Genomic DNA, 24,314 nt, shown 5'->3' on the forward strand with positions numbered 1-24,314 from the left:
CACACATGGCAGAAACAACCGCTTCGGGCTATATCCAGCACCACTTGCAGAACCTGACTTTCGGTCAGCTTCCCAACGGCGGCTGGGGCTTCGCCCATACCGCAGCTGAAGCCAAGGAAATGGGCTTCTGGGCTTTCCACCTGGATACTCTGGGCTGGTCGGTCGCACTGGGCCTGATCTTTGTCCTGATTTTCCGCATGGCGGCGAAGAAGGCGACCTCCGGTCAGCCAGGTGCATTGCAGAACTTCGTTGAAGTACTGGTCGAATTCGTCGATGGCAGCGTGAAAGACAGCTTCCATGGCCGTAGCCCGGTGATTGCACCGCTGGCACTGACCATCTTCGTCTGGGTGTTCCTGATGAACGCCGTCGACCTGGTACCGGTCGACTGGATTCCTCAGCTGGCCATCCTGATCTCCGGCGACCACCACATTCCATTCCGTGCGGTTTCCACCACGGACCCTAACGCCACCCTGGGCATGGCCCTGTCGGTGTTTGCGTTGATCATCTTCTACAGCATCAAGGTCAAGGGCATCGGCGGCTTCATCGGCGAACTCACCTTGCACCCGTTCGGCAGCAAGAACATCTTCGTTCAAGCCCTGCTGATCCCGGTGAACTTCCTGCTGGAATTCGTGACCCTGGTCGCCAAGCCTATCTCCCTGGCCCTGCGACTGTTCGGCAACATGTATGCCGGCGAGTTGGTGTTCATTCTGATCGCTGTGATGTTCGGCAGCGGTCTGCTCTGGCTTAGCGGCCTGGGCGTGGTTCTGCAGTGGGCGTGGGCTGTGTTCCACATCCTGATCATCACCCTGCAGGCCTTCATCTTCATGATGCTGACCATCGTCTACCTGTCGATGGCGCACGAAGAGAACCATTAAGACCAGTCTCGACTAGTCTGATGTCCTTCCCGGTAATACGGGAAGGTGGCCCTAGCGGGCTATGAAACGATTTGTTTTACCGCTTTAAAATCTAAAAACCTAAACCATACGACGTAAAAGTCGGGAGGAAAGATGGAAACTGTAGTTGGTCTAACCGCTATCGCTGTTGCACTGTTGATCGGCCTGGGCGCTCTGGGTACTGCCATTGGTTTCGGCCTGCTGGGCGGCAAATTCCTGGAAGGCGCAGCGCGTCAGCCAGAAATGGTTCCAATGCTGCAAGTTAAAATGTTCATCGTCGCCGGCCTGCTCGACGCCGTGACCATGATCGGCGTTGGTATCGCTCTGTTCTTCACCTTCGCGAACCCCTTCGTTGGTCAACTCGCTGGCTAATCACTCGAATTTTCGAGTGATTAGGGTGATGGACAACGAATGAGCGAGGTGTTGGCGTGAACATTAATGCAACCCTGATTGGCCAATCCGTTGCGTTCTTCATTTTTGTAGTGTTTTGCATGAAGTTCGTGTGGCCTCCGGTCATCGCGGCTTTGCACGAACGTCAGAAGAAGATCGCGGATGGTTTGGACGCTGCCACCCGTGCAGCTCGCGACCTGGAGTTGGCCCAAGAGAAAGCGGGTCATCAACTGCGCGAAGCTAAAGCACAGGCAGCTGAAATCATTGAGCAAGCCAAGAAACGCGGTAACCAGATCGTCGAAGAGGCTGTTGAAAAAGCCCGCGTCGAAGCTGACCGTGTGAAGGCTTCGGCTCATGCCGAGATCGAACAGGAACTGAACGGCGTCAAAGACGCGCTGCGTGCCCAACTGGGTGCCCTGGCGGTCGGCGGCGCTGAGAAGATCCTCGGTGCCACAATCGATCAAAACGCGCACGCGGAGCTGGTTAATAAACTGGCTGCTGAAATTTAAGCGAGGGCGATCATGGCAGAACTGACCACGTTGGCCCGACCTTACGCCAAGGCAGCCTTCGAGCACGCCCAGGCCCACCAGCAGCTGGCCTCTTGGTCAGCCATGCTCGGCCTGGCTGCAGCAGTGTCGCAAGACGACACCATGCAGCGCGTGCTCAAGGCCCCGCGCCTGACGAGCGCAGACAAGGCCGCCACTTTTATTGAAGTGTGCGGCGACAAGTTTGATGTGAAAGTGCAGAACTTCATCCACGTCGTTGCCGAAAACGACCGTCTCCTGCTTTTGCCGGAGATTGCCGCTCTGTTCGACCTGTATAAGGCCGAAGAAGAGAAGTCGGTAGACGTTGAAGTGACCAGTGCTTTTGCATTGAACCAAGAACAGCAAGACAAACTCGCCAAGGTTCTCAGTGCACGACTCAATCGGGAAGTGCGCCTGCAAGCTTCGGAGGACGCATCACTGATCGGTGGTGTTGTTATCCGTGCCGGCGACCTGGTTATCGATGGCTCGATTCGCGGCAAAATCGCGAAACTTGCCGAAGCATTGAAATCTTGAGTTTGAAGGGGCAGCAGAGCAATGCAGCAACTCAATCCTTCCGAAATAAGTGAAATTATCAAGGGCCGCATCGACAAGCTCGATGTGACCTCCCAAGCCCGTAACGAAGGCACTGTCGTCAGCGTATCTGACGGTATCGTGCGGATTCACGGTCTGGCCGACGTCATGTCCGGCGAGATGATCGAGTTTCCGGGCGGCGTCTACGGTATGGCCCTCAACCTGGAGCAGGACTCCGTAGGTGCCGTTATCCTGGGCGCATACCAGTCTCTGGCTGAAGGCATGAGCGCCAAGTGCACAGGCCGCATCCTGGAGGTTCCGGTTGGTAAGGAACTGCTGGGTCGCGTAGTCGACGCACTGGGTAACCCTGTTGACGGCAAAGGTCCACTGGGCAACACCGAGACCGACGCGGTCGAGAAAGTTGCTCCAGGCGTGATCTGGCGTAAGTCGGTAGACCAGCCTGTACAGACTGGCTACAAGGCTGTCGATGCCATGATCCCTGTCGGCCGTGGCCAGCGTGAGCTGATCATCGGCGACCGTCAGATCGGTAAAACCGCTCTGGCCATCGACGCGATCATCAACCAGAAAGACAGCGGCATTTTCTGCGTCTACGTAGCCATTGGTCAGAAGCAATCGACCATCGCCAACGTGGTTCGCAAGCTGGAAGAAAACGGTGCACTGAAAAACACGATCATCGTGGCTGCCAGTGCTTCGGAATCTCCTGCGCTGCAATACCTGGCACCGTACGCCGGTTGCACCATGGGTGAATTCTTCCGCGACCGCGGTGAAGACGCGCTGATCGTTTATGACGATCTGTCCAAGCAAGCAGTGGCTTACCGCCAGATTTCCCTGCTGCTGCGCCGTCCACCAGGCCGTGAAGCTTACCCAGGCGACGTGTTCTATCTCCACTCCCGTCTGCTGGAGCGCGCATCCCGCGTTTCGGAAGAGTACGTAGAGAAGTTCACCAACGGCGCAGTGACCGGCAAAACCGGTTCCCTGACCGCTCTGCCGATCATCGAAACCCAGGCTGGCGACGTTTCCGCGTTCGTTCCGACCAACGTGATTTCCATCACCGACGGTCAGATCTTCCTGGAATCGGCCATGTTCAACTCAGGCATCCGTCCTGCTGTGAACGCCGGTGTTTCGGTATCCCGTGTGGGTGGTGCCGCTCAGACCAAGATCATCAAGAAGCTCTCCGGTGGTATCCGTACCGCTCTGGCTCAGTACCGTGAACTGGCGGCATTCGCCCAGTTCGCTTCTGACCTGGACGAAGCGACCCGTAAGCAACTTGAGCATGGTCAGCGCGTTACCGAGCTGATGAAGCAGAAGCAATACGCCCCTATGTCGATCGCTGACATGGCGTTGTCGCTGTATGCCGCTGAGCGTGGGTTCCTGACTGACGTCGAAATCGCCAAGGTCGGCAGCTTTGAACAAGCGCTGATTGCTTACTTCAACCGCGATCACGCCGACTTGTTGGCCAAGATCAACGTGAAGGGTGACTTCAATGACGAAATCGACGCTGGCCTGAAAGCCGGTATCGAGAAGTTCAAGGCCACCCAAACCTGGTAAGCCGCAGCGGGAGCCGCAAGGCTCCCGCTTGCTAACCTGATAGGTGTTACATGGCAGGCGCAAAAGAGATTCGCAGTAAGATTGCGAGCATCAAAAGCACGCAAAAAATTACCAGCGCCATGGAAAAAGTGGCGGTCAGCAAAATGCGCAAGGCACAAATGCGCATGGCTGCTAGCCGTCCTTATGCGGAGCGTATCCGCCAGGTAATTGGGCATCTGGCCAACGCCAACCCGGAATACCGCCACCCGTTCATGATCGACCGCGAAGTCAAGCGCGTTGGTTATGTGGTTGTGAGCAGTGACCGTGGTTTGTGCGGTGGTTTGAATACCAACCTGTTCAAGGCCCTGGTCAAGGACATGGCGGTAAACCGCGAAAAGGGCGTCGAGATCGATCTGTGTGTTGTTGGTAGCAAGGGTGCGGCCTTTTTCCGTAACTTCGGCGGTAACGTCGTTGCAGCTATCAGCCACCTGGGTGAAGAGCCGTCGATCAATGATTTGATCGGCAGTGTGAAGGTGATGCTGGATGCATACCTGGAAGGCCGGATTGACCGTCTCTCCGTGGTATCCAACAAGTTCATCAACACCATGACCCAGCAGCCAACCGTGGAGCAATTGATTCCACTGGTGGCGACTCCGGATCAGGAACTCAAGCACCACTGGGACTACCTCTACGAACCAGACGCCAAAGAGCTGCTTGACGGCTTGATGGTGCGCTACGTGGAGTCGCAGGTGTACCAGGCGGTGGTCGAGAACAACGCAGCTGAACAAGCGGCGCGGATGATCGCGATGAAAAACGCTACCGATAACGCCGGTGATCTGATCAGCGATTTGCAGCTGATCTACAACAAGGCGCGTCAGGCTGCGATCACCCAAGAGATCTCGGAAATCGTCGGCGGCGCTGCCGCGGTTTAACGGTTCAAATATTCAGAGGATCCAGCTATGAGTAGCGGACGTATCGTTCAAATCATCGGCGCCGTTATCGACGTGGAATTTCCACGCGACAACGTACCGAGCATCTACAACGCGCTGAAAGTACAAGGCGCGGACACTACTCTGGAAGTTCAGCAGCAGCTGGGCGACGGCGTAGTTCGTACCATTGCGATGGGTTCCACCGAAGGCTTGAAGCGCGGTCTGGACGTTGTCGACTCTGGCGCAGCCATCTCCGTACCGGTCGGTAAAGCGACCCTGGGCCGGATCATGGACGTACTGGGCAACCCGATTGACGAAGCTGGCCCGATCGACACCGAAGAGCGCTGGGGCATTCACCGTCCAGCACCTTCGTTCGCCGAGCAAGCTGGCGGCAACGATCTGCTGGAAACCGGCATCAAGGTTATCGACCTGGTTTGCCCGTTCGCCAAAGGCGGTAAAGTCGGTCTGTTCGGTGGTGCCGGTGTAGGCAAGACCGTAAACATGATGGAACTGATCCGTAACATCGCCATCGAGCACAGCGGTTATTCCGTGTTCGCGGGTGTGGGTGAGCGTACTCGTGAGGGTAACGACTTCTACCACGAGATGAAGGACTCCAACGTTCTGGACAAAGTGGCACTGGTTTACGGTCAGATGAACGAGCCGCCGGGAAACCGTCTGCGCGTAGCACTGACTGGCCTGACCATGGCCGAGAAGTTCCGTGACGAAGGTAACGACGTACTGTTGTTCGTCGACAACATCTACCGTTACACCCTGGCCGGTACTGAAGTATCCGCACTGCTGGGCCGTATGCCTTCGGCAGTAGGCTACCAGCCGACCCTGGCTGAAGAGATGGGCGTTCTGCAAGAACGTATCACTTCGACCAAGGAAGGTTCGATCACCTCGATCCAAGCGGTATACGTACCTGCGGATGACTTGACCGACCCGTCGCCTGCGACCACCTTCGCCCACTTGGACGCCACCGTCGTTCTGTCCCGTGACATCGCTTCCCTGGGTATCTACCCAGCGGTCGATCCACTCGACTCGACTTCGCGCCAGCTGGACCCGAACGTGATCGGCCAGGAGCACTACGACACCGCTCGCGGCGTTCAGTACGTGCTGCAGCGTTACAAAGAACTGAAGGACATCATTGCGATCCTGGGTATGGACGAGCTGTCGGAAGCCGACAAGCAGTTGGTAAACCGTGCTCGTAAGATCCAGCGTTTCTTGTCGCAGCCGTTCTTCGTGGCTGAAGTCTTCACCGGTGCTTCGGGTAAATACGTTTCCCTGAAAGACACCATTGCTGGCTTCAAAGGCATCCTCAACGGTGACTACGACCACCTGCCAGAACAAGCGTTCTACATGGTCGGCGGCATCGAAGAAGCGATCGAGAAAGCCAAGAAACTGTAATCCAGGCGCCCGGAAACGGGCGCTCATCAGGTTGAGGCAATCAGATGGCTATGACAGTCCATTGCGATATCGTCAGCGCGGAAGGGGAAATCTTCTCCGGTCTGGTAGAGATGGTGATTGCACACGGCGAACTCGGTGACCTTGGTATTGCCATGGGTCACGCGCCGTTGATCACCAGCTTGAAGCCAGGTCCGATCACTCTGACCAAGCAAGGCGGGGAAAAAGAGGTGTTTTACATCTCTGGTGGTTTCCTCGAGGTTCAGCCGAACATGGTCAAGGTACTTGCCGACACTGTGCAACGTGCTGGCGACCTGGATGAAGCCTCCGCTCAGGAAGCCGTCAAGGCTGCCGAGAAGGCCCTGAACGAAAAGGGTGCGGACTTCGACTACAGCGCTGCTGCTGTACGTCTGGCCGAGGCTGCAGCTCAGCTGCGCACGCTCCAGCAGATCCGCAAGAAGTAAACGGCCATGCCGTCATGCTTCATGCGCGATTGATTAAAAAGGGTAGCCTCGGCTACCCTTTTTCTTTTTTTGTAAAACACTTCTTTGGTCTGAACTCGGACCGCCCAGGATTGGTAGCCATTCATGTCTCTTGAAATCGTCATTCTCGCCGCAGGCCAGGGCACTCGCATGCGTTCGGCCCTGCCCAAGGTGCTGCACCCGGTCGCGGGGAACTCCATGCTCGGCCATGTTATCCACAGCGCTCGGCAGTTGGACCCGCAGCGGATTCACGTGGTGATCGGGCACGGTGCCGATGTGGTACGTGAACGTCTCGCCGCGGATGACTTGAATTTCGTATTGCAAGACAAGCAACTGGGTACTGGCCACGCCACGGCACAAGCCGTGCCGTTCATCAGTGCCGACACGGTGCTGATCCTCTATGGCGATGTGCCGCTGATCGAAGTGGAAACCCTGCAACGCCTGCTCAAACACGTAGTACCCGGCCAGATGGGCCTGCTCACCGTGGAGTTGGACGACCCTACCGGCTACGGGCGCATCGTGCGTGACGCCGACGGCAAGGTTGCGGCCATTGTCGAGCACAAAGACGCCACCGAAGCCCAGCGTGCTATCACCGAAGGCAACACCGGCATTCTGGCGGTCCCGGCCAGTAAGCTTGCTGACTGGATGAGCCGTCTGTCCAACAACAATGCTCAGGGCGAGTATTACCTCACCGACGTGATTGAAATGGCCGTCAGCGATGGCTTGCTGGTCGCTACCGAGCAACCTCACGACCCGATGGAAGTGCAGGGCGCCAACGACCGCAAGCAACTGGCCGAACTGGAACGTCACTACCAACTGCGCGAAGGTCGCCGCCTGATGGCCCAAGGCGTGACCTTGCGCGACCCGGCGCGATTCGACGTGCGCGGTGAAGTCACCGTGGGCCGAGACGTCCTCATCGACATCAACGTGATTCTGGAAGGTCGCGTCGTGATTGAGGACGACGTGGTGATTGGCCCGAACTGCGTGATCAAGGACAGTACCCTGCGCAAAGGTGTGGTGGTCAAGGCTAACAGCCACCTCGATGGCGCGGTGATGGGCGAGGGCAGTGATGCAGGCCCGTTTGCGCGGTTGCGTCCGGGTAGCGTGCTTGAAGCCAAAGCCCATGTGGGTAACTTTGTTGAACTGAAGAACGCCCACCTGGGCCAAGGCGCCAAGGCTGGTCACCTGACTTACTTGGGTGATGCGGTTATCGGTGCACGCACCAACATCGGCGCTGGCACCATCACCTGCAATTATGACGGCGCCAACAAGCACCAGACTGTATTGGGTGAAGATGTGTTTATCGGTTCTAACAATTCACTGGTCGCCCCGGTGAAAGTTGGTAATGGCGCGACCACAGCTGCAGGTTCCACCATCAACCAGGATGTGGATAACTTGCAGCTCGGCGTAGCCCGTGCCCGCCAGCGCAACATCGACGGCTGGAAACGCCCGGTCAAGATCAAAAAGAGCTGAGTTATCCACAATTTCCCCAGCAACAAGACTCCAGTGTGGGAGGGGGCTTGCTCCCGATGGCGGTTTTCAGTCGATGCCTGAGTTGACTGATCTATTGCTATCGGGAGCAAGCCCCCTCCCACATTTCAAGAAATGTTACTTGACGATCTTTCGGTAATAGGTTTTGATTGCGTCCGTTATCTTTCGAAACGAAACTTATCATCACCATGTCGAAACGAAATACCCCCCAACGACGCCACAATATTCTGACCTTGCTCAATGAGCAGGGCGAAGTCAGCGTGGACGTATTGGCCAAGCATTTCGAAACGTCGGAAGTGACTATCCGCAAGGACCTGGCTGCCCTTGAGAGCAACGGCCTGCTGCTGCGCCGCTACGGTGGCGCTATCACCATGCCGCAGGAACTGGTCGGCGACGCCGCTCAGCCCATCTCGACCTACAAGCGCGCGATCGCCCGTGCGGCCGTGATGCGTTTGCGTGAACACGCACGCATCATCATCGACAGCGGCAGTACGACCGCCGCGATGATTCCCGAACTGGGCCATCAACCCGGCCTGGTAGTGATGACCAACTCCCTCCACGTGGCCCGTGCGTTGAGCGAGCTGGAACATGAGCCGGTGTTGTTGATGACCGGTGGCACCTGGGATCCGCATTCAGACTCGTTCCAAGGCCAGGTCGCCGAGCAAGTGCTGCGTTCCTACGACTTTGACCAGTTGTTCATCGGTGCCGACGGCATCGATCTGGAACGTGGCACCACTACCTTTAACGAATTGCTCGGCTTGAGCCGGGTAATGGCCGAAGTCGCTCGTGAAGTGGTGGTGATGGTCGAGTCCGACAAGATCGGCCGCAAGATTCCCAACCTGGAACTGCCCTGGAGCAGCGTCCATACCTTAATTACCGATGATCGCCTGCCGCCTGAGGCCCGCGACCAGATCCAAGCCCGCGGCATTACGCTGATATGCGCGGCAGTCATCTAGGAGAAATACCATGTGTGGAATTGTTGGCGCAGTCGCTGAACGTAGTATTACGGCCATCCTGATCGAAGGCCTCAAGCGTCTCGAATATCGCGGCTATGACAGTGCCGGTGTGGCGGTTTTCACCAACGCGGGCAAGCTTGAGCGCATGCGTCGCCCAGGTAAGGTCAGCGAGTTGGACCAGGCATTGGCCGGCGAGCCGCTGGTAGGTCGCCTGGGTATCGCCCACACCCGCTGGGCGACTCATGGCGCGCCGTGTGAACGCAATGCTCACCCGCATTTCTCCGGTGACCTGGCTGTGGTGCACAACGGCATCATCGAAAACCACGAAGTGCTGCGCGAACAGCTCAAGGGCCTGGGGTATGTGTTCACTTCGGACACCGACACCGAAGTCATCGCGCACTTGCTGAACCACAAACTCAAGGACCACAGCGACCTGACCAATGCCCTCAAGGCCACGGTCAAGGAACTGCACGGTGCCTATGGCTTGGCCGTGATCAGCGCCAGCCAGCCCGACCGTGTGGTTGCCGCCCGTAGTGGCAGCCCGCTGGTGATCGGCCTGGGCCTGGGTGAGAACTTCCTGGCGTCCGATCAACTGGCACTGCGCCAGGTCACCGACCGCTTCATGTACCTGGAAGAAGGCGATATCGCTGACATTCGCCGTGAAAGCGTGCAGATCTGGGATATCAACGGTCAATCGGTCGAGCGCGAGGCCGTGCAATACCGTGATGGCGCCGAAGCGGCTGACAAGGGCGAATTCCGCCACTTCATGCTCAAGGAAATCCACGAGCAACCGTCCGTGGTGCAACGTACCCTGGAAGGTCGTCTGAGCCAGAACCAAGTGCTGGTCAATGCATTCGGCCCGCAGGCCGCCGAACTGTTCGCCAAAGTGCGCAACGTACAGATCGTCGCCTGTGGCACCAGCTACCACGCCGGTATGGTCGCCCGTTACTGGCTGGAAGAACTGGCCGGCATCCCGTGCCAGGTCGAAGTGGCCAGTGAGTTCCGCTACCGCAAGGTGGTGGTGCAGCCTGACACCCTGTTCGTGACTATCTCCCAGTCCGGCGAAACCGCCGACACGCTGGCTGCACTGCGTAACGCCAAGGAGCTGGGCTTCCTCGGCAGCCTGGCGATCTGCAACGTCAGCATCAGCTCCCTGGTGCGTGAATCCGACCTGACCCTGTTGACCCAGGCGGGTCGTGAAATCGGCGTAGCCTCCACCAAAGCCTTCACCACCCAGTTGGTTTCCCTGCTGCTGCTGACCCTGTCCCTGGGCCAGGTGCGCGGTACGCTCGCTGAAGGTCTTGAAGCGACCCTGGTTGAAGAACTGCGCCGCCTGCCAACCCGTCTGGGCGAAGCCCTGGCGATGGATGCCACCGTGGAAAAAGTCGCCGAACTGTTCGCCGACAAGAACCACACCCTGTTCCTCGGCCGTGGCGCGCAGTACCCGGTAGCGATGGAAGGTTCGCTGAAACTCAAGGAAATCTCCTATATTCACGCTGAAGCCTACCCGGCCGGTGAGTTGAAACACGGCCCGCTGGCCCTGGTCGATGACGACATGCCAGTCGTCACCGTGGCGCCGAACAACGAACTGCTGGAGAAGCTCAAATCCAACCTGCAGGAAGTACGCGCTCGCGGTGGCCAGCTGATCGTGTTCGCCGATGAGAAGGCCGGCATGGCCAACGGTGAAGGCACCCACGTCATCAATATGCCGCACATCCACGACACCCTGTCGCCGATCCTCTACACCATCCCGCTGCAGTTGCTGTCGTACTACGTGGCCGTGCTCAAAGGCACCGACGTGGACCAGCCGCGTAACCTGGCGAAGTCGGTGACTGTGGAGTAACCCGCTGCACCTTGGAGACCCGCCCTGGGTCTCCAGGCTTCCCGCGCAAGGATGCCACTTCGATGCAAACCCCTTCCCAGATTCACCAGCGCTTGAACAACCGCCGATTCACCGTCGCCAATAATGCCCACGGGCTATCCGGCGCGGATACGGTGTTTCATTACCAGGTCGAGGGCGAGGCCATTTCCGGCACCTACCAGGGCGGTCGGATTCGGCTGGGCACGCAAGTCGGGCGAGTGACCGGCCCGGACACTATCGAGTTGCTGTATCAGTGCCTGACTGTGGAAGGTGAGCTGCTGTGCGGTTGGTCGCGTGGCACCCTCGGTGTCGACGCCGCCGGATATACCACGCTGCATTTCAAATGGGGCTGGTTATCGGGGGCGACGGGGGGAGGGGAGTCGAGCTATGTGGAGCTTGTTGCATAGGTTTAAATAATCAGAAAATAAATCGGAAAACTCTCTACTAAATAGTTGTATAAAAATGTCGATTCATCCCGTTATTATTGGAGATTAGGGGAAAATAGATCCGAAAAAAAATCGGAATAAGGTGAGAAAAATGGCGCAGCAATTCATATCCGGAAATCACTGGTTGGAGCCTATCTGGCCATCTCCTGGTTTCCCAGCGTCGATTTTACGTACGGCGGAGACGCTGTCGTTCCGTGCAGGAAAACTCACTGGCTTACTCCCCGAAAACACCGCCACGCGTATCGGCGGGCTGATGCGAATCACCAATAGCTATTACAGCAACCTGATCGAAGGCCAGTATACGGAGCCTGTAACCTTGTCTGCGCGAGTGCCGAGGCGTGACTCAAAAGAGTTGCGCGAATTGGCGGAAAGTCATATCGGCGTTCAGGAGTTGCTAGAGCGGGTGGTGCGACGACCAAAAGCAGTTGACGCGCCTTGGAGCGTTTTCTTTGCCCCTGAATTTATGTCTGTGATACATCGCCGGCTTTTTGTAGGTGCCGGCGATAAGGACTTGCGACTCAGTGACGGTCGATTACTCGCGCCCGGCCAATTGCGGGATACAGCAAAACGTAATGTTCTGGTAGGGGACCATGCTGCGCCTGCGTGGGAGTCAGTCACTCCAATGCTCAAGCGCCTACAGCATGTATACGGCGGGCAACCTGACCTGACTTCACGCATTCTCAGCTCTCTTTCTTATCACCATCGTCTCGCGTTTGTTCACCCATTTGAAGATGGGAATGGCCGAGTGGTGCGCATGATTACGCACTTGCAACTGATGCGTCTGGGGCTCGCATCACCCCTTTGGTCGCTTTCCCGAGGATTGGCGAGAAAACAGGAAGAATATTATGGGCGCTTGCGCGCTGCTGATCAGCCTCGTCGAGGGGACCTCGACGGTCGTGGTCAGTTGACTCAAGGAGGGTTGTTCGAGTTTGTAGAGTTCATGTTGCAAGTCTGTATTGATCAGATGGAGTACGTAGAGAAAGCGATGGACCTTGTAACATTACGCCAGAGACTTGAGAGGGTGATCGGGCTTGAAGGGGTATTCGTAGAGTCCGGGGTGAAACAAGAAATGGCCAAGGCCATCCATATCTTGCTGACTCAGGGCGAAATTGCTCGGGCGGACTTTAAGATTTTCTCTGGTTTGCATGACCGTGTAGCGAGTGATCAGCTTAAGAAGTTGATTGATATGGGGGTGGTTGAAGCGCCTTCGGCAAAGTCGCGTTCGATCTATCCTGGGCTTCCCGTCTGGTTTGCACAGATGATATTTCCGGATCTTCACCGGCGGTTTTACTGAGTCAGGTAACAGAGGTGCCGGTTCACGGCACAAACTCCACCCTCAACCCCCGGCTCGCACTGCGTCCCTGATCATCACTGACCCGCAACCGATACTCTCCCGACTTGCCCGGCCGCCAGTTCAGTGTGGTCTGCGGTGAGCCCTGGCCAACCAACGTCTGGTCGGCAAACCAATACAGCGTCATCGCATCGCTGGCTGCGTTGGCGTTCAGTGGGATGCTTTCCTGTGGTTGGGACAGGCGCAGTTGATAACTGACCTGCGTCAGCGGCGAGCGGATCTGCGGCGCTTCGCTTGAATCACTGATGCGGTTGGGTTGGCAGTTTTTCATCACATTGGGCGGTGTGCGTCGGGGCAGGCCGGCGGCGCGGTACAGGCGCTGTACGTCGCTGGGCCAGAACTCGAAGACTTCTTCACGCGTGTATTGCGGATCGAACGGCGGGCACGCCGCCTTGCCGGTGCGGGTGTCGATCAGCACCGGACGGTGCAGGTTGGAGACGCGAATCGGTGACACGCCAGGGATGTACCAGGTCTTGCGGGTTTGCGGGCACCAGCGGTTGGGCAGTTCGCCGGAGGCTGCGCACACATCGATGCGCACCAGCCCGGCGGGCGGTTTGTCGGCTTTGATCACCACGTTGGGCAAAGCCAGTGGCAGGGCGTCGGCAATGCGGAAGAACAGCGGCGCAGCGGTCTTGGCACCAATAAACGCCGGGTTCGGCCGACCGTCGAAGTTACCGACCCACACCACCAGCACATAGGGGCCGACCAGGCCGGCACTCCAGGCATCGTGAAAACCCCAGGACGTGCCGGTTTTCCACGCGGTGCGCCAATGGCGGCCCGGCAAGCCGTCCGGTCGCGGGTTATGGCGCAGCATGTCGCGCACCATGAAGGCGGCCTGAGGCGTCAGCAGTTGTGCGCCGGTGGTTTGCGGTTGTTCCTGCAGATAGCGCAACGGCCGCAGGTGCCCGTCACCCGCGAGCATCACATACAGGCGTGCCAGCTCTTCGGGCGTCATTTCGCCGCCGCCGAGGGCCAAGGCCAAGCCGTAGTGGCTCTCGTTGCGCAGGCCCTTGATCCCGGCTCGTTGCAGCAAACCGTACAGCGAAGGCGATTTGAGCTGGCTGGCCAGCCAAACAGCGGGAATATTACGACTACGGATCAACGCATCGCGTGCCGTCAGTGGGCCGACAAAACTGCCGTCGAAATTTTCTGGCTGGAAGTAACCGAAGTTACTGGGCAGGTCCTTGACGATGCTCATGGGATGAATCACCCCTTGATCCAGTGCCAGCCCATACAAAAACGGCTTGAGCGTCGACCCTGGCGAACGTCGTGACAACACGCCGTTGACCTGACCATGAATGCCTGTGGATAAGTAATCGGCCGAGCCCACCAGCGCCTTGACACTCTGGTCGCGGCTGTCGATCAGGATCGCCGTGGCATTTTCCACACCGGTGCTGCGCCGCTCGGCGATAAAGCCGCTGATCAGGCGTTCCAGAAGTTGCTGCAAGGGCAGGCTGAGGGTGGTGTTCAACTCATTGCCGTTTTGGGACGCCAGCAATTGTTCACTCAGGTGTGGCGCCAGAAACGGGATCTGCTGGCGGTTGCGCGCTTCCAGGGGCAACTCCAGCAGACTGTCGTTGCGCGGGTCTTGTGGATAAGTCTCGCGCCAGTCGGCCATCAACCGCAGCCGCGCATTTTGCAATGACGGCCCAAAGCGCGCGCGCCGCCCCGGCTGTTGTGGAATCACCGCCAGCGCCAAAGCCTCGGACAAGGACAACTGGGTCGCCGACTTGCCGAAGTAGATACGGCTGGCCGCCTCGGCGCCCTCGATATTGCCACCCATAGGGGCCAGGTTCAGGTAGGCCTCAAGAATGTCGTGCTTGCTGTAACGTGCTTCCAGCCAAACGGCCAGGGCCATCTGCTGCAATTTGCCGGGCACTTGGCGGGTGTTCAAATCCCACAGGCGTCGCGCCAGTTGCATGCTCAAGGTCGAACCGCCCTGGCGCTGTCCGCCGCTGTAGGTGGCCATGGCCGCGCGCAGCAACGCCGGGGGATTGATCCCCGGGTGCCAATAGAAATTGCGGTCCTCCTTGAGCAACAAGGCTTCGACCAGTGACGGTGACATGCGCTCCAGTGGGAGCCACAGGCGATACTGCCCGTCATCCGCCAGGGTCATGCGCAGCAGCGAACCGTCGTCAGCCAATACCACCCGTGACGACGTAACCGCTTGCTCCAGCGAGGCGTGGGGCCACAACCGCAGCCCCGCCAGCCCTCCCACCAATAACGCCGCCGTTGCCAGCAGCGGCGTCACGCGTTTAAGGCTTGGTAATTTCAAGCTGGCCTACTTTGCCGCGCCCTTGCAGGGTGGTTTCGTACATGCCCTCGGCGTAAGCCGGTGGCGTATTGAAGGTACCCGCGTTGGTGGCGCGTACACGGTAGACGAAGGTCCCTGCGTCGCGCAGCGCGGTGCCGTACAACACCACTCGATCATCGCGCACGTCCACGTAGTCGGGCTGCCAGTTGCTCAGCTCGGTTTCGCCGATCGGCGCTTGCCAGGTATCCGCCGCTTCGTCGCCGTCTGCAGTTTCCACGTACTCGGCGTCGTCGCCTTCACTTTCCTCGGTGCTGGCGGGCTCCGGCTCCGGCGGCAGGTTATACACAGGCTCGACGCCACCTGGCAGCAGGTCGACCACGGCCACTTGTTGCACCTGATCACGGTCGGTGGCGCGCAGACGCAGGCGCACCAGGAACTCATCACCCACGGCGACCTTGCTCACCGGCTCACCTTTGAGATCGAGGTATTCGTGGATGATTTCCAGGCCATTGTTGATCGGCTTGAGCTTGGCGCCCTTGTCGAAGCCGGCCTCGCTGAGCATGTAGAACGCGGCCGGGCCGTCGGTTTTCTCCATCACCAGCTTTTGCGTGGTGCGCGGCACGGCAGCGCGGGGCGGTTGGCCGGCCATCTCCAGCAATTGCTGCTGCTTGTCACTCAGCCAGGCGGTGGCCTTGAGGGTCATGTCGCTCTGCGCACGTTGGCCATAGTTATCCAGCGCACGCAACAGCAGTGCCGCCGACAGCGAGTTGTAGCGCTGCTCGTTGAGGCGTTTGCCGAGCTTATCCAGCAAGGCTGTCGGCACCTCGTCCAGCAACTCGGGGAAATGCCGCGCCAGCAGGTGCAGGTGTTCGGCATCGTGTACCAGCGGGTCGTAATACAGGCCGTCGCTGTCCCACTTATCCACAAGCGAGCGCCACGGGATTTTACGGAACAGCGTATCGGCCTGGCGATCCTGCTTGAGCAACTTGTAGCTGGCGGCCAGGTAGGCTGCGCCCAGGTCGTTCTGCCAGCTGTCCTTGAAGTAGCTCTCGTAGCGCTCGCGGATATCGCTCAGGGCGCCGCTTACCAGGATACCCTGCCGACTGAGCAGGTAACTGGCGTAGGCCCGGTTGCGCAATTCCGACAGACCTTCGCTTGGACCATTGGCCAGGTCGGTCAGGTAAGCGTTGGAACGCACCAACAGATCTTCCGGTACGGGCAGCCCGCGCTCCCTGGCTTCGATCAGGAAATCGGTGGCGTACAGGCTGGTGTACGGCGCCACGTCCGGGTTGGCAGCCCACAGACCGAAGCCGCCGGCCGAGTTCTGGCGCTGGCGCAGCATACGCACCGCGCCGCTGAATGCCTGCTCGGCTTCGGGGGCGGTGCCACCCCAGATCAGTGCCGGCATGGCCTTGGACACCAGTTGTTCGGTGCAGGCGTAGCCGTAGTCATCCAGGTAATGCTTGAGCCCGTTGGCCCACACCAGCGGTGATGCCGCTACGCCCAGTTGTACGTCGCGCAACTGGCTGAACAGCTCGCGGGTCGGCTTGAGCTCTTTGCTGGCGCTGTCGAAACGGCCCAGGCTCAGGGCGACGCGGTGTTCACTCAGTGGGCGGATCGACGTGGTTTCGGCGACCTGGATACGCTTACCATTGGGCAACACTGCGACAAAACGCAGGTCCGCTGAGCCGAGGGTTTCGCCGACCTTGATCTTGAACTCGGCGGTGCCTTCCTTGCGTGGTTGCAGCGACAGGGTGCTGCCTTTACCGCCCTGCACCGCCAGGCCGTCGCTGGTCTGCACTTCAAACTTCACATCCGCCGCTGCGTCGAGGTTGCTGAACACCCCGGCGCTGACGTTGAACACATCCCCCGGCGCCACGAAGGCGGGCACGTTCGGCGTGATCACAATTGGGCCACGCACTTCGGTATTGGCCTCGCTGACACCGACACTGTCGCTGTCCACCGCCACTGCGAACAGGTGCAGTTTGCCGTTGAAGCTGTCCGGCACCTGGTAATGCAGCACGGTTTCACCGGCCGGCAAGTCCACCAGGCCGGACCACCATGCCACGGGCGGTTGATGTTTGCGCTTGAACGGGTTCAGGTGGTTGGCCAGCGCGCCTTCGGTATCACCGCCGGGCGCCGCCCCACTGAGCAGGCGGCTGAATTCAGGCAGGATCAGGTCAAGAATCTGGCTCGTACCGACCTCCAGCGCACGCTTCTGGAAGAAGAAGCCCAGCGGGTCCGGCGCCTGATAACGCGCTACTTGCAGGATGCCTTCGTCCACCGCGTACACCACCGCACGGCCTGGTCGGTCGGCGGTGACCTTGATGTCCAGGGTCTGCCCCGGCTCGATCTTCTCCTGGCCTTCTACCTTCAGCGCCATGCGTCGCGCATCCAGGTTGATGCTGAACGGCACCACGCCGTAGGACAGCGGGCTCATGTACACCTCAGCCGAACCCATATCGCGCACAAACTGCACGTTGACGTAGGCATTGCCCTCAAGCCCGGCCGGCACGCGGATATGTTGCACGCTGTTGGTGCTATCGGCCTTGAACCACTGCTGGGTGTAGACCTTGTCACGCTCGATGGTAATCAAACCGGCACCGGTATACGGCGCACGCAGGCTGATGGCGATTTCATCGCCCGTGGCATAGCTGCGCTTGTCCAGGCGCAGTTGCAGTTCGGCGTTGCGCTCCAGGGAACGCGAAGTGTTGCCACGCCCGGCCACGCTGTAGTCGATCTGGTTGAGCAGGTTGCCATTGGCGTCTTTCAACTGCAGGGTGAAATCCCCTGGCGTGCCGGTGTTCAGGGCCTGCTTGGCGCCTTCCTTGGTCATCGTCAGTGGTGAGGCCGGCTGGCTGATGTTCTTGATGCGCGACTCGTACTTGTAGGTGCCATTGGACTGTTTCACCAGTACCGACACATAGCGATGCTCGACCACTTCAGTGGTCAGGCCGTCTACCGCCAGTGGCGTCAGGTCTGGCGCCACGGCCAGCCAATGCACTTCACGCGGGGTGTCCTTGGCGACGTATGACAGTGAATCCTGACTTTTCACACCGACCAGGTAAGGCGCGGGCGACACCAGCAATGCGCTTTGCGCCGCGACGTTACGGCCTCCTTCGGCTTCGAATACCTGGGCCATCACTTGCAAGCGATAGGTACTGTTGGCAAAACGCTGTAGGTTGAGGTCGAGCACGGCCTGGCCGTTGTCGTCGACGGTGGTTTCCGCCAGGTCTTCGGTGCTGGTTTCTTCCAGGCCGTTATTGAGGCGGAAACGGTAGTCGGGGTAACGGTCAAATGCCGCGAGCGTCGGGCTCAGGGACATTTTTGCGGTGACCCGCCGGCCAGCTGCCGGGGCGCCGAACAGGTGCATGGCGGTAACCTTGGCCACCACCTGGTCCGGTGGGATCCAGCCCTGTACCGGGGTGTCGTGCAAACTCAGGTTGACCTTCATGCGGTCGGGCTCGAAATCGCGGACCTTGAAGTTCACGCTGCCCAAATCGGTGCGTGTCTGCTTCTGGCCAATCAACTGCAAGGTCGCGGTGTATTCGCCGGCGGGGGCGACTTCACTGCTGGGGAAATCGAAACTTTCAAAACCGCTGGCGGACAGCTTCAACGGCTGGCGAATCACTTCAAGACCACGGGGATCGGTGATTTGCAGCTCCACCGGCAGCCCCAGCAGAGCACCTTTCCAATTGCCGCTGCGCACGATCATGCCCAGGTGCGCGGTTTCGCCTGGGCGATAGAGCCCGCGATCAGTGAACAGGTAGGCGCTGAGGCGATCAATCGCACCGTCTTCTTGCAAGCCGCCGACATCGAAGCGCGATAAATCCAGCTGCTGGGACTGACGGGCAATCGGCAGGAACGACTGATCGTTGCCGCGAGTGACCACATACATCAGCGGCGTTTTCTCACGACGCAATTCATCCAGCTTGGCGAAATGCGCATGGCCTTCACTGTCGGTATGACCGCTGGCGACCGGCAGGCCGTTGCGACCCATGATGTCGACTTGCACATCGGCCACCGGCGAACCATTGCTGATGGACTGCACATACACATCGTGGCTGCCGTCGCTGGAGCGTTTGGCGATGATGCCCAGATCCGTCACTACGATGAAACGCAGGTCGCTGGTACTGCTGCGGTCGTATTCGAACGTGCGCGTGGCCGGGTCATCCTGCGGGCTGAGCTTGAGCACGAAAATGCCGCGCCGGCCGCCATTGGCGGTGAGGTAGGGGCTGAGGTCGACATTGTCGTAGACGGTTTTCGCCGGGTCATTGGATGACAGGGGAATCTCCAATGCCTGGCGCTCGACCATGCGATCAAAATATTCGTTGCTGAAATTCGGCCGGGCGAAGCTGCCACTGCTCTGATCCACCAGGTGTTGCAACTGGTTGGGCAGCAGGCGGGCGATTTCCACATGGGCGCCGGGTACGCCACGGGCCATGAACCCCAGGCGTTTTTCACCGTTGAGACTGAGCAACGCGCCGTCAGACAGGAACTGCAACGTGCGAGGGTACGCCGGCATGCTGATCAGCGATGCCGTAGGGTTTTTCGCCAGATAGCCGCCGATGGCCTCCAGGTTGGCAGGAACGCGCACATACAGTGCGCGACCGGCCGGAGCCTTGAATTTGAACGCGTGCAGCGTGTTCAGGGGTTCGACGCTGGGCACGTGGGTCAGGTTGACCTTGGTGCTGCGGGCAAGCAGGGCGTCGTCGATGTCGTTGGCGGAATAGGGGCGCGTATCGTCCTGGGCTTTTTCCGGCAACAGCCAAGCCTGGACCTTACCGGCGATGGTTTCGTCGGCCACGGCGCTGGAGCTGCTGAACATTAATACCGGTTCGGGTTCGCCGCGTTGGTTGTCGACAAAACTCACTTCGGCGCCGGTGAAGGTCAGGCGGTAGCGACCGGGTACGGTGACTTCCGACACCAGCGGCGCCGTGCTGGCGTTGCCGCCGTCGCGGGCCTTGATGCCCTCGTCGAGCTTGGCGCTGACCGGCGTACTTTCCAGCGGGGTGGCCAAGGCAGCGGAGCGCACGTAGGCGTTGAGTTTCTTCTCGTCGAAGGTGATTTCCGGGCGGTTGGGCAACTGCGCGTCGCGGTAGGCCAAACCTTTGCCGAGGGTGATCGACACGCGCTTGCGCAGGTTTTCTTCATCTACCGGGTGGGAAAAATGGAAAGTCGCCACCAGCTGTTTCAGTGTCGGGTTGGACGGGTCCTGATACAGCTCGTTTTGCGCCAGGGTGGCGCGGAACGGTTGGGTGGAGAACTGAGTGCTGTATTGGTCCAGCAGCACGCCGTCGGCCAGCAGGTTTTTCTTGCCCATATCGAGGGTGTAGTGAGCATCGATGGGCCAGTCTTTTTCCGGCACGAACAGCAACGTACGGTCATCGGACCAGCGCCAGCTACCCGCTACGTTTGGTTTCAGGGTGATGCCATGGGTCACCGGCTTGCCAATTGCTGCCAGTGGGGCGACGGACTCGGCGAAGCGCACCTGCAAGTTATCCACAACCGGTTGTGGTTGGGTGTAATCGGTCAGGTTCGGTTTGTGCAGCGAGTAACCCACGGTATGGGGTTTGGGCAGATGTGAATACCACTGCCAGCCATAGAAACCGGCACCCGCCAACAACGCCAGACCCACAACTGCTGCACCGGATTGGCGTGGATAAGCGCGAGCCTTGCCGCCCAGGTTGGCCAGGCCTTGACCAATGGCGCGTAGCCAGCGCGGCGGATGCCATTGACCGAAAACGGCCCCCACCACGGTCAATAAGGCACCGGCAATACGGCGGCTGATCGCTTTCAACGAATCGAACATGGTGAGCATCCCTGGCAAAGTGCGGCTATCTTACACGCGTCTTTGAGATAAAAGATGACGTGAATACATCACAAAATTCTACTGTGGGAGCGGGCTTGCTCCCACATGCTTGATCTTCATTTTTGGGCTTCTGGAGCCTGGGGATCAGGTCCACCAATAGCGCACCAGATGAAAGAAAATCGGCGCTGCGAAGCACACTGAATCGAGTCGATCCAGCATCCCTCCGTGCCCTTCGATCATATGGCCCCAATCCTTCACCCCTCGATCGCGCTTGATCGCCGACATCACGATGCCGCCGGCAAATCCGAGCAGATTGATCAGCAGCGCAATCAAGAACGACTGCCAGGGGCTGAACGGGGTGGTCCACCACAATGCCGCGCCGATCAGGGACGAGAGCAGGATCCCGCCGACAAACCCCTCCACCGTTTTCGAGGGTGACAGGTTAGGCGCGATCTTGTGTTTGCCGAACAGCTTGCCGCACACGTACTGCAGCACATCCGACAACTGCACCACGATCACCAGATAGGCGATCAGCAACAGGTTGCGACCTTCGTAGCCGGGGATGTCGAGGGTCAGCAGCGCCGGTACGAAGGACACGCAGAACACGGCGATCATCAAACCCCATTGCACCTTGGAGGCGCGCTCCAGGAAGTGTGTGCTGTCGCCCCCCAGTGAAGCGAGGATCGGCAGCAGCAAGAACACGTACACCGGAATGAAGATCGAGAACAGCCCGTACCAATCCGAATAGATGAGCAGGTATTGCAGCGGCAACGCCAGGTAGAACGCGGCCACCAGGGCCGGGTAGTCGCTGCGGCGAGTCGGCGTGAGGGTCAGGAATTCGCGCAGGGCGTAGAACGACACGGCATAGAACAGCAGGATCACCGCGCCGGTGCCGAGCCAGAAGGCGATGCCGATCACGACCACCATCACCCACCACGCATTGATGCGCGCGTTGAGATTGTCGATCACCGCGTTTGGCGTACCGCGCGTGCGCAGCTTGAGGATCAGGCCGATCAGGGAGGCGAGCACCAGGATCGCGCCGATGCCGCCGAATAACATCAGGGTTTGGCTATCCATGTCAGACGTGCTCCGGGGCAAGGGCGAGCAGGGCGTCGCGGCTGCGGGCGAGGAAGGCGGCCTTGTCTTCGCCGTCCTCCAGTTGCAGCGGCGCGCCGAAGCTGGTGGTGCACAGCAATGGCAGCGGCAGTACGCGGCCTTTGGGCATGACCCGGTTGAGGTTGGCAATCCACACCGGGATCAGTTCGGCCTGTGGGTAACTTTTTGCCAAGTGATACAGACCGCTCTTGAACGGCAGGAGGCCGTCTTCCAGATTACGCGTGCCTTCCGGGAAGATGATCAATGAGTCGCCGCCTTCCAGGGCCGTGAGCATGGGTTGCAGTGGGTTATCCACAGGGTCTTTACGCTCGCGGTCGATCAGCACGCCGTTGAACACGCGGTTGATAATGTAGCGGCGCAAGGCACTGGCGTTCCAGTAGTCACTGCCGGCCACCGGGCGCGTGAATTTGCGCAGGTTCTGCGGCAACGAGGCCCATAGCAGTACGAAATCGCCGTGGCTGCTGTGGTTGGCGAAGTAGATGCGCTGCACCGGCACCGGGGCGCAGCCGAGCCACAGGCTGCGGGCACCGGTGACGGTGCGGGCCATCGAAGTAATCAGCGTGGCGACTACGGGTTCGAACATGGGCGTTCCTTATCCGGCGAAAGGCAGCCAAGGGCTGGCGAGAATCACGGCCAGGGTCAGCAGCGCTTGCGCGCCGAGCAACCAGGCTTGTTTGCGCAGCAATTTCAGCGCGCCACGCCGGCGTTCGGTCCAGGGCCGGCCGACGCGCTTGGCCGATTGCAGGCCCAGGGTCAACAGGGCCTGATCGAGGTCCGGGGTGCGTGCGATATCGCGGGCGAGCAGGGCGAACAGGTCGGCGTCAAACGCCACACGCAGTGCCCAGTACTTTTGCAGCAGCCCCAGGATAATCATCCACAAGGCCAGCAACAGGCAGACGGTCGAGATACTGGCCATCAGCAGCTGCGCCAGGCCGAACAAAAAGCCGAGCACCGTCAGGCCTGTGGATAACTGATCCAGTGAACGCCCACGACGTAGCAGGCTGGCAGTTACCTGGAGTTCCATATCAGCGGGCATCGGGTAAACCCTCCAAAGCTTCACGGTGAGCGGGATGCAGGACCACTTCGGCCCGCGCTGTACGAATGATAGCCAGCGCTTCATCTACCGTAGTGGCACGCCTGCTATGTAGCAGCCAGGCGGCAACGGCGGTGGCGCTGCGCGAGTAACCGAGGGCACAACACACCAGTAATGGGCCGCTCAAGCGCAATTGCTCGATGGCTTGGGCGGCTTGCCGACATTCGGTCGGGGTGGGTGCGATCAGGTCCAGCACAGGGATGGATTGATAGGCGCGGCCCTGTGGATTAATCGGCAATTCGGCGCAGAGATCGACGATGGCCGTGAATGAATCTTGCTCCTGGGTTGTGGGAATTCGCCCAAGCCAAACGTTATCCACAATCAGGTCAGGTTGTGGATGCTTGCGTGTCCACAGGCGTGAGTTTATCCATGCGCCAGCCAGGTAGGGCGCATAGAGCCAGCGTGCCGCCGGGGTCAGCCGACCATCGGAGCGTTTCTGAAAGCCCGGCGCGCCGAGGACGAAGTAATTCGCCTTGACCAGACCCAGGGCTACCGCAGGCCACAGCAGCCACAGCCACGCCCCGCCCAATACAAACGCCAGGATCACCAGCACCACAGCGCCCAGGCCATACCGCACGCCCAGGCGCCAGCGCCGAGGGTCGTGGGTCAGTCGTGCATTCAGCAGGGGGCTGGGATGCTCTACCGGCCATAACCACACACATATCCATCCCGCCAGGGCGCCTGTGGGTAAGTCGATAAAGTGATGTTGATAAGTGGTCAGCACCGAAATGCCGATCAAGGCGAACCAGCCGTGCACCAGCCACCGCCACAGGCCACGGGTATGGCGTTGGTACATGACCCACAAGATCACCAACAAGGCGATATGCAGTGACGGTGCCTGGTTGAACGGCTTGTCGAAGCCGGCGAGCACGGCGAACAGCCAGCCGAATATGCCGTGCAGTTCCGGCCGCTCGAAGGTGAAGCGCAGCGGCCAGATGAGGAAGCAACTGACCGCAATAACCTGGGCGGACAGCAGCCGCAGCGCGTGCTGTTTCAACTCATGCCGACTGTTGGGAAGCAGCAGGGAAAACCCGTAAAGCAGGTCGATCGACCAGTACGGCACGATGGTCCAGGCCCAGAATGGCATGTGGGTTTCCCAGCCGAACACCAGCGTGCCGACGTCGCTGCGTTGGCTGGTCACCCAAGTGGCGAAGCCGTAGGTGCTGAAAAACAGCGGTGCCAACAGCAGCAGCCACAGGACGGCAGGTTTCAGTAAACCGGGCTCGCGCATGT

At 59.4% G+C, this 24,314-nt stretch carries 19 protein-coding genes; 13 read left to right on the plus strand and 6 right to left on the minus strand.

Going from position 1 to position 24,314, the window contains the following annotated elements:
* Nucleotides 1-5 precede the first annotated feature (5 nt).
* The 13 genes from atpB (at nucleotide 6) to ACQRBV_RS09320 (ending at nucleotide 12,749) form a co-directional block, all read left to right on the plus strand.
* Nucleotides 6-875 (plus strand): F0F1 ATP synthase subunit A, encoded by an 870-nt coding sequence (gene atpB / locus ACQRBV_RS09260; protein WP_024078254.1) that lies wholly within the window; start codon nucleotides 6-8, stop codon nucleotides 873-875.
* A gap of 132 nt (nucleotides 876-1,007) precedes the next feature.
* Nucleotides 1,008-1,265, plus strand: coding sequence for a F0F1 ATP synthase subunit C (gene atpE / locus ACQRBV_RS09265; protein ID WP_002555987.1), 258 nt, complete (start codon nucleotides 1,008-1,010; stop codon nucleotides 1,263-1,265).
* Nucleotides 1,266-1,321: 56 nt separating this feature from the next.
* Nucleotides 1,322-1,792: a F0F1 ATP synthase subunit B gene (locus ACQRBV_RS09270; protein WP_060756576.1), complete on the plus strand. Its 471-nt coding sequence runs from the start codon at nucleotides 1,322-1,324 to the stop codon at nucleotides 1,790-1,792.
* A 12-nt stretch (nucleotides 1,793-1,804) separates the two neighbouring features.
* A complete protein-coding gene (locus tag ACQRBV_RS09275) occupies nucleotides 1,805-2,341 on the plus strand; it encodes a F0F1 ATP synthase subunit delta (RefSeq protein WP_060756577.1) in 537 nt (178 codons plus the stop codon).
* Between the two features lie 21 nt (nucleotides 2,342-2,362).
* The gene (gene atpA, locus ACQRBV_RS09280) at nucleotides 2,363-3,907 is read left to right on the plus strand and encodes a F0F1 ATP synthase subunit alpha (protein WP_060756578.1); all 1,545 of its coding nucleotides are present in this window, start codon (nucleotides 2,363-2,365) and stop codon (nucleotides 3,905-3,907) included.
* 50 nt (nucleotides 3,908-3,957) lie between these two features.
* Nucleotides 3,958-4,818, plus strand: coding sequence for a F0F1 ATP synthase subunit gamma (gene atpG, locus ACQRBV_RS09285; RefSeq protein ID WP_010207685.1), 861 nt, complete (start codon nucleotides 3,958-3,960; stop codon nucleotides 4,816-4,818).
* A 27-nt stretch (nucleotides 4,819-4,845) separates the two neighbouring features.
* Nucleotides 4,846-6,222 (plus strand): F0F1 ATP synthase subunit beta, encoded by a 1,377-nt coding sequence (gene atpD / locus ACQRBV_RS09290; RefSeq protein ID WP_060756579.1) that lies wholly within the window; start codon nucleotides 4,846-4,848, stop codon nucleotides 6,220-6,222.
* Between the two features lie 44 nt (nucleotides 6,223-6,266).
* On the plus strand, nucleotides 6,267-6,683 hold the full coding sequence (locus ACQRBV_RS09295; protein WP_003177061.1) for a F0F1 ATP synthase subunit epsilon: 417 nt from the start codon (nucleotides 6,267-6,269) through the stop codon (nucleotides 6,681-6,683).
* A gap of 123 nt (nucleotides 6,684-6,806) precedes the next feature.
* Nucleotides 6,807-8,174, plus strand: coding sequence for a bifunctional UDP-N-acetylglucosamine diphosphorylase/glucosamine-1-phosphate N-acetyltransferase GlmU (gene glmU, locus ACQRBV_RS09300; RefSeq protein WP_104995073.1), 1,368 nt, complete (start codon nucleotides 6,807-6,809; stop codon nucleotides 8,172-8,174).
* 206 nt (nucleotides 8,175-8,380) lie between these two features.
* Nucleotides 8,381-9,148 (plus strand): DeoR/GlpR family DNA-binding transcription regulator, encoded by a 768-nt coding sequence (locus ACQRBV_RS09305; protein WP_090367817.1) that lies wholly within the window; start codon nucleotides 8,381-8,383, stop codon nucleotides 9,146-9,148.
* A gap of 10 nt (nucleotides 9,149-9,158) precedes the next feature.
* Nucleotides 9,159-10,991, plus strand: a complete 1,833-nt coding sequence (glmS, locus tag ACQRBV_RS09310) for a glutamine--fructose-6-phosphate transaminase (isomerizing) (protein ID WP_090367819.1) — start codon at nucleotides 9,159-9,161, stop codon at nucleotides 10,989-10,991.
* Between the two features lie 62 nt (nucleotides 10,992-11,053).
* Nucleotides 11,054-11,416, plus strand: coding sequence for a hypothetical protein (locus ACQRBV_RS09315; RefSeq protein WP_104995072.1), 363 nt, complete (start codon nucleotides 11,054-11,056; stop codon nucleotides 11,414-11,416).
* A gap of 130 nt (nucleotides 11,417-11,546) precedes the next feature.
* Complete coding sequence (locus ACQRBV_RS09320; RefSeq protein WP_081087084.1) at nucleotides 11,547-12,749, plus strand: Fic family protein; 1,203 nt, start codon at nucleotides 11,547-11,549, stop codon at nucleotides 12,747-12,749.
* 22 nt (nucleotides 12,750-12,771) lie between these two features.
* On the opposite strand, the gene pbpC is transcribed toward ACQRBV_RS09320, so the two are convergent.
* From pbpC to ACQRBV_RS09350, 6 genes are all read right to left on the minus strand, one after another.
* Nucleotides 12,772-15,081 (minus strand): penicillin-binding protein 1C, encoded by a 2,310-nt coding sequence (gene pbpC / locus ACQRBV_RS09325; RefSeq protein ID WP_411984878.1) that lies wholly within the window; start codon nucleotides 15,079-15,081, stop codon nucleotides 12,772-12,774.
* Entirely contained in the window at nucleotides 15,062-20,872 is a 5,811-nt protein-coding gene (locus ACQRBV_RS09330) for an alpha-2-macroglobulin (RefSeq protein WP_411984879.1), read from the minus strand. Before ACQRBV_RS09330 ends, pbpC begins: the two co-directional genes overlap by 20 nt.
* Nucleotides 20,873-21,016: 144 nt before the next feature.
* Complete coding sequence (locus ACQRBV_RS09335) at nucleotides 21,017-21,949, minus strand: phosphatidate cytidylyltransferase (protein ID WP_060756585.1); 933 nt, start codon at nucleotides 21,947-21,949, stop codon at nucleotides 21,017-21,019.
* Between the two features lies 1 nt (nucleotide 21,950).
* Nucleotides 21,951-22,571 (minus strand): lysophospholipid acyltransferase family protein, encoded by a 621-nt coding sequence (locus ACQRBV_RS09340; RefSeq protein ID WP_060756586.1) that lies wholly within the window; start codon nucleotides 22,569-22,571, stop codon nucleotides 21,951-21,953.
* Nucleotides 22,572-22,580: 9 nt separating this feature from the next.
* Nucleotides 22,581-23,024, minus strand: coding sequence for a hypothetical protein (locus tag ACQRBV_RS09345; RefSeq protein WP_411984880.1), 444 nt, complete (start codon nucleotides 23,022-23,024; stop codon nucleotides 22,581-22,583).
* Nucleotides 23,014-24,312, minus strand: a complete 1,299-nt coding sequence (locus ACQRBV_RS09350; RefSeq protein ID WP_411984881.1) for a phosphatase PAP2/dual specificity phosphatase family protein — start codon at nucleotides 24,310-24,312, stop codon at nucleotides 23,014-23,016. Before ACQRBV_RS09350 ends, ACQRBV_RS09345 begins: the two co-directional genes overlap by 11 nt.
* Nucleotides 24,313-24,314: the final 2 nt, after the last annotated feature.

Origin of the sequence: Pseudomonas sp. R11F (assembly GCF_050312575.1) — a bacterium.
Lineage (GTDB): Bacteria > Pseudomonadota > Gammaproteobacteria > Pseudomonadales > Pseudomonadaceae > Aquipseudomonas > Aquipseudomonas palleroniana.

Coding starts and splice junctions, on each gene's coding strand:
- atpG (WP_010207685.1), top strand. CDS start 3,958: ATGGCAGGCGCAAAAGAGATTCGCAGTAAGATTGCGAGCATCAAAAGC.
- glmS (WP_090367819.1), top strand. CDS start 9,159: ATGTGTGGAATTGTTGGCGCAGTCGCTGAACGTAGTATTACGGCCATC.
- ACQRBV_RS09345 (WP_411984880.1), bottom strand. CDS start 23,024: ATGCCCGCTGATATGGAACTCCAGGTAACTGCCAGCCTGCTACGTCGT.
- ACQRBV_RS09275 (WP_060756577.1), top strand. CDS start 1,805: ATGGCAGAACTGACCACGTTGGCCCGACCTTACGCCAAGGCAGCCTTC.
- ACQRBV_RS09350 (WP_411984881.1), bottom strand. CDS start 24,312: ATGCGCGAGCCCGGTTTACTGAAACCTGCCGTCCTGTGGCTGCTGCTG.
- glmU (WP_104995073.1), top strand. CDS start 6,807: ATGTCTCTTGAAATCGTCATTCTCGCCGCAGGCCAGGGCACTCGCATG.
- ACQRBV_RS09315 (WP_104995072.1), top strand. CDS start 11,054: ATGCAAACCCCTTCCCAGATTCACCAGCGCTTGAACAACCGCCGATTC.
- ACQRBV_RS09340 (WP_060756586.1), bottom strand. CDS start 22,571: ATGTTCGAACCCGTAGTCGCCACGCTGATTACTTCGATGGCCCGCACC.
- atpB (WP_024078254.1), top strand. CDS start 6: ATGGCAGAAACAACCGCTTCGGGCTATATCCAGCACCACTTGCAGAAC.
- ACQRBV_RS09330 (WP_411984879.1), bottom strand. CDS start 20,872: ATGTTCGATTCGTTGAAAGCGATCAGCCGCCGTATTGCCGGTGCCTTA.
- atpA (WP_060756578.1), top strand. CDS start 2,363: ATGCAGCAACTCAATCCTTCCGAAATAAGTGAAATTATCAAGGGCCGC.
- ACQRBV_RS09320 (WP_081087084.1), top strand. CDS start 11,547: ATGGCGCAGCAATTCATATCCGGAAATCACTGGTTGGAGCCTATCTGG.
- atpE (WP_002555987.1), top strand. CDS start 1,008: ATGGAAACTGTAGTTGGTCTAACCGCTATCGCTGTTGCACTGTTGATC.
- atpD (WP_060756579.1), top strand. CDS start 4,846: ATGAGTAGCGGACGTATCGTTCAAATCATCGGCGCCGTTATCGACGTG.
- ACQRBV_RS09305 (WP_090367817.1), top strand. CDS start 8,381: ATGTCGAAACGAAATACCCCCCAACGACGCCACAATATTCTGACCTTG.
- ACQRBV_RS09335 (WP_060756585.1), bottom strand. CDS start 21,949: ATGGATAGCCAAACCCTGATGTTATTCGGCGGCATCGGCGCGATCCTG.
- ACQRBV_RS09295 (WP_003177061.1), top strand. CDS start 6,267: ATGGCTATGACAGTCCATTGCGATATCGTCAGCGCGGAAGGGGAAATC.